Raw genomic sequence first — 4,408 nt, 5'->3', positions numbered from 1 at the left:
AGAGCGCCTGCCGGCCACTGAAAAGACTTGGCTGAAACTGGCCAAGGGCACCGCCGTAGTGCCCCACCAAGACCGTTTCAGTGCCACCCGACGACCCTCCTTGAGTGAAACCGACCCATTCAGCGCTGCTGATCTGTTGCTACCCAAAAAATTGCTCGATGACCTGCCGGCCGAGAGGAAAATCGTCGTACCCGCAACGAGCGGGGGCAAGGCTTATAACTGGTATCGCCTCGACGGCTTGCTCAACGATGCTGACCACCACCTGCTCGACGGTTGGGTGCGTGAAGAAGTCGGCATCACTCCCTGGATTAGTTCCTGGTCGTGGGAAGGTTACGAGGTTGTCTTCAACTACGACTCTCCGCGGCAAACCCTGGCTTCTTTTTTTCGTAGCATCAAGCGCTTCAGCGAAACTCAGCTGGAACGCTTCGGCCCCCTAGCCGACACCGGCGACAATGGGCCGATAAAGACTCGACTGTACGAGATCATCGACCGCAACCGCGATGACAGGATGACCGCGGAGGAGGTGCAAGCCGCGATCCGTGTACCAGCCCATGCGCAGTCGCTGTCACAGTTGATCATCCGCCATGAAAGCGAGTGGTACTACAGATCGCCCACGTGGGATGGGTTGGATGAATTGTTGGGCCATAGTGGTTCGACCCCGAATTTGAATTGGTTGGCGGAGAAAGAACGGTTCAAGCAAATGAGCTGGTGGAACAAGGTGGCGGAGCAGCTTGGGCTGCCGGAGCGCGGGAGGGTGTGTTACTTGCATCCGTTGGGGATGGTGGGGCACTTCATGCGTCACCGGGAAAATGAATGCGGGTGCAAATTTGGAAAAATATTTGTATGTACTCGCTACGTAGGTGAACAGACTCATTACGGTCCGCTTTTCAAGGGTGGCGTCCCACTCGAAAAATATCCGTACTGGGAAGAGTCGATCGCCAATGGAGTAATTGCAGCAGAAGATAAAAAGATATTTATTGCGATGTCGGCAAATGAGGGCAATCTTGATTCAATACACTCATATGATAGCGAGATGTTAACTGCTGGCGCAATGCAGAAAACTATTGATCCAACCGGTGGAGGGGAATTTCCAAAACAAGTATTTGACTTCAGGGCTCGGCATCCAGTTCTCTATGAAGAGTTATTTCTTGCATGTGGATGGTCTGTGGAGGGAACTAGGGGAAATGCGAAAATGTACTATTCTCATCCGATTCTTACAAATAATGAAAAATGCACTGGGCAGGATTTAAAATTAATTATTCGAGCGGGGTGCTCCGTTGCTGCGTACGGCGACAAGGTAGAGTCAAAACCGTTGGCAGCTATATTGGTTGCAATAAGTACACGTGAGTTTTATGAGCAGCAGGTTTTCGACTTTTCTAGGCGCATGAAGGAAAGTGTTTTAGAGATATTTTTGTCGGGATATAATTTAAAAGTGAAAGATGTGTTTCGGTCGACGCTAGGAAAGGCGGTTATTTTGGATCATCACGTGAATAGGCCTGGTAACGTTGCAAAGGATATTAAAAATTCATTAGATCGTTTTTTTAGTTTTAATCCGGGAGTTTCACGAGATATTTTATCATGGGGGGAGAATCATAGCGATTACGAGATGGTGATATTGGATGATTATGGTGTTAATCGCCGAATGGCAACGGCGGGTGGCGTAAGCGTTGCGCCTGCAAGATATGCGCACTTAAAGTCCTTGCTGTGAGGGTGGATAATTGAAAAATATTTCAAATACGGTTGTTGTTTTTTTGTTGGTTGCTTTTATTTCTACAGGCGTGGTTGCGTCGGAAGTCGGTGAAGCATTGATTTTGGAGTCGGAGGGAGGGAGTGTTATATATAAAAATAAAAAAAACGATGAGTGGGGGGCGATGCTTTTTATTTTAAATGATAGAGAGGTTTTCTCTCTGTTCTCAACAGGAAGTGTAGAGTCTGTGGTTTTCGAGGAAAGTGATAAGAGTGATTTTTCAAGTGGTGGGAAATATTTGAAATTAAATAAAATTGTGCGTGGATCTGTCTCGACAGCGGAGGGTAAAAGTGAACGGGCGGAAAGATACTATTGTTCGTTTGTTGAAATGCGTTCAGGTTGTATCGTCAAGGAGGGGACCGGTGAGTTTTGCGGGGGGCATTGGGGGGAGGACGATGGCGAATGGATGGCTGAGGGGGAATTAACTACTATTGATGTAAGAAAAAGTGGTTCAAGAGCGGCGCTTGAGATAGACACCTACTTTAAAAACTTCTCAAACAGGGAAAATTATCAAAGGTGCCTGTCTCAATGGCGAGGTGCGGCTCAAAGAGTGCCAACAGTACAATAAGGATTTAAGGGGAGTGATGTGGGTGGCCGAGGTTTCGCTGGTTAGTGCTCATAAGTGGGGTCTTGCCCTGTAGTGATCAGGCACTCCGCTACCCGATTGAGTCGCATCATTGGATCAGCCCAAGCATATCGGATTTATTATTGTTCTAAGGAAGGTGTGGCGTGCGTGGAATTGCTTTTATAAATAACAAGAATTTAGACGGTAGAGTAGTAATCATTGCCTTGTTTGGGCGTCTCTGTGCTTATAGAGACTTCTTGATTTCGTGGATGTTGGAGGCGGAGGCGAACTGATGACGGTCAGATTGGACAAGGTTCCGGCTCCGGCTCCGAGCCCGAAACTACCAAGTATTTGGATTTGGTTATTGTTGTGTCTATTGTGCTTGGTGTTGGGGCTCGGGTTGACGCTGTGGTGGGACAATGAATCGTTGGGACAACAGTCAGACCGATTCTGGTTGACCGCTGTGGGACTGCCGTTTCTGGCCTGGTGCCTACTGGGTTGTCTACGGGCAATGATCTATCTCTGCGAGGTGGCCAGAGCCGAGGGCTGGGATCAGGCACGCGAGGAGGACCTGAGCCAAAAAATACGCCGGGGCCGACGTTCGCAACAGGTACTGGCCGTCAGTCTGCATACCGCGCTACGTGAACCGCAAGCGCAGGACGGGCAGGCACAATTGTCGGCCTTGCTCAGTGGTAAATCCGCCTTGCGGGTTCAACCTTCCTGGGAGGAAAGCTTGGTACGCCACAGTTACTTGTCGCGAGAGGGTGTTGATTCGCCCGAGCAGTTGCTACTGCGAGCGCTCAAGATGGTACTGACGGAGCTTGCGACGACTTTGGCTGAGCTCCCGGCGGACAGGCCATTGACTCTGTTTCTGCAGGCCAATAGCCCAGTATCAGAAATGGATATGCATGATATCTGGCAACAGGCCTGGCGCGCGTCGGGTATCAAGCAAAAAGTCACGCGTTTGGATGACAGTGGTCTGGCAGCTGTGGATCGTTGGTTGGATCATCGTATCCACGATCAGGCATTGTTCTTGGTGGTGGCTCTTCAGGTGGGGCCCTCACTGTCGGAGGAAGCAACTGAATCAGTGGTCGGACTGTTATTCGGCAATCGATTAACACAAAACACGCTTGCTCCCTTGGCGTACCTGCACCGCCCTGAACAGGAACGTGAGGCCACGACCGAGGATTTGGACTATGCCGTGCGCCAGGCTCTGGATTGGGCCTCGCTGGGTGCCGAAGCCGTTCGGCATGTCTGGCTGTCAGGTATCTGTCCGGAACGAAGGGCCGCAGTCGCGACCGTTTTGAGCCAGACATCAATACCGGTGAAAACGGGCCACGGACTGCATGACATTCAGGCCTCACTGGGACTGCCGGGTATTTTGGCACCGTGGCTGGCGATTGCCTCTGCGGTGGATGCAATCCGCCGTAGTGGGCAGACGCATCTTGTTCTCAGTGGAGAAGACATTGCCGATACGAGAGTGTGGTGCACGGTACTTGTGCCTACATCATCGTCTTCGACATAGGGGGGTATCTGAATGGAGCATCGTCGTTTTATAGGATGGACTGCTCTGGGCGGGTTGATTGCACTGGCTGGGGGGGGGCTTGTGTGCATTGCTCTGGTGGCAACCCCGACTGCTGGGTATCCAGCCAAGCAGTGATGAGCAGGTGACCGGACTCTTGATCGTTGCAGGAACAGTGTGCAGTTTGCTGCTGTTGGCGGGCAGCTACTTCTTTCTGTGGGGGCGGTCAGGAAAATCGGCCTACCAGCAGAAAAGTAGTGACGATGTTGTTACGCCAATGGCCTCCAGCACGGTCGGGCTCCCGAACAACATCCCGTCCCTGATGGAGACGTTGAAGATCCACCTGCACGAGCAGTACGGCCCCCTCTGGCGCTACAAGGTCCGTCTGCTGCTGGTGGTCGGCGAACCCGAGCAGATCGCCGCCATGACCCCCGGCCTGGCCAAACAGCAGTGCGAGGCTCAGCCAGTCGGCTGTTTACTGGGCACGCCCTTCACCGAAGTGGCGCTGGAAACAGCCTTGGGCCGTTTGTTGGCGCCCTTGCGCCACGCCGGGATCGCCCAGATGCAGACCACG

At 52.0% G+C, this 4,408-nt stretch carries 2 protein-coding genes and 2 pseudogenes; all 4 read left to right on the top strand.

The features are described 5' to 3' along the window. A pseudogene (locus tag M5B99_RS29285) lies at positions 1-1,708 on the top strand (hypothetical protein); the annotation flags it as partial. Positions 1,709-1,718: 10 nt separating this feature from the next. After that, positions 1,719-2,315, top strand: coding sequence for a hypothetical protein (locus M5B99_RS29280; protein ID WP_248807409.1), 597 nt, complete (start codon positions 1,719-1,721; stop codon positions 2,313-2,315). 289 nt (positions 2,316-2,604) lie between these two features. Next, positions 2,605-3,837: a hypothetical protein gene (locus M5B99_RS29275; protein WP_248807408.1), complete on the top strand. Its 1,233-nt coding sequence runs from the start codon at positions 2,605-2,607 to the stop codon at positions 3,835-3,837. A gap of 79 nt (positions 3,838-3,916) precedes the next feature. After that, positions 3,917-4,408: pseudogene (locus M5B99_RS29270) on the top strand (hypothetical protein); the annotation flags it as partial.

It is taken from the genome of Pseudomonas sp. MWU13-2100, assembly GCF_023242365.1.
Lineage (GTDB): Bacteria > Pseudomonadota > Gammaproteobacteria > Pseudomonadales > Pseudomonadaceae > Aquipseudomonas.
The sequence above is the reverse complement of the archived record's forward strand: the minus strand, read 5'-3'. Positions and strand labels throughout refer to the sequence as shown.